At 48.9% G+C, this 808-nt stretch carries 1 tRNA gene and 1 rRNA gene; both read right to left on the reverse strand.

Features of this window, described 5'->3' with window-relative positions:
• Nucleotides 1-181: 181 nt before the first annotated feature.
• Nucleotides 182-257 (reverse strand) — tRNA-Glu (locus QK892_RS18385).
• 84 nt (nucleotides 258-341) lie between these two features.
• A 16S ribosomal RNA gene (locus tag QK892_RS18390) occupies nucleotides 342-808 on the reverse strand; the annotation flags it as partial.

Here is an 808-nt window from a genome sequence, read left to right on the forward strand (position 1 = left end):
AAGGTCTGAGATTTTGAGAGACTCATCAATATACCTCGGTGATATATTGATTTGTTTTCAATTTTTCAGCTTGTTCCAGATTGTTAAAGAGCATAATAAGTAAGATAACTCGTTTGAATTAGCTTAGTTATTCTCTGACTCTCGTCAGATAAGTGGTACGCCTTTCACTCATACCGCGCATTGGCGTCCCCTAGGGGATTCGAACCCCTGTTACCGCCGTGAAAGGGCGGTGTCCTAGGCCTCTAGACGAAGGGGACTCTTGTCAGCTTCGCAGACGCGCTTTTGCTCGTTCTTCATCAGACAATCTGTGTGAGCACTTCACATAACACGTATCTCTTAGGTAAGGAGGTGATCCAACCGCAGGTTCCCCTACGGTTACCTTGTTACGACTTCACCCCAGTCATGAATCACAAAGTGGTAAGCGCCCTCCCGAAGGTTAAGCTACCTACTTCTTTTGCAACCCACTCCCATGGTGTGACGGGCGGTGTGTACAAGGCCCGGGAACGTATTCACCGTAGCATTCTGATCTACGATTACTAGCGATTCCGACTTCATGGAGTCGAGTTGCAGACTCCAATCCGGACTACGACAGACTTTATGAGTTCCGCTTGCTCTCGCGAGGTCGCTTCTCTTTGTATCTGCCATTGTAGCACGTGTGTAGCCCTACTCGTAAGGGCCATGATGACTTGACGTCATCCCCACCTTCCTCCGGTTTATCACCGGCAGTCTCCTTTGAGTTCCCACCATTACGTGCTGGCAACAAAGGATAAGGGTTGCGCTCGTTGCGGGACTTAACCCAACATTTCAC

The organism is Clostridium lamae (assembly GCF_033043255.1).
Taxonomy (GTDB): Bacteria; Bacillota; Clostridia; order Clostridiales; family Clostridiaceae; genus Clostridium; species Clostridium lamae.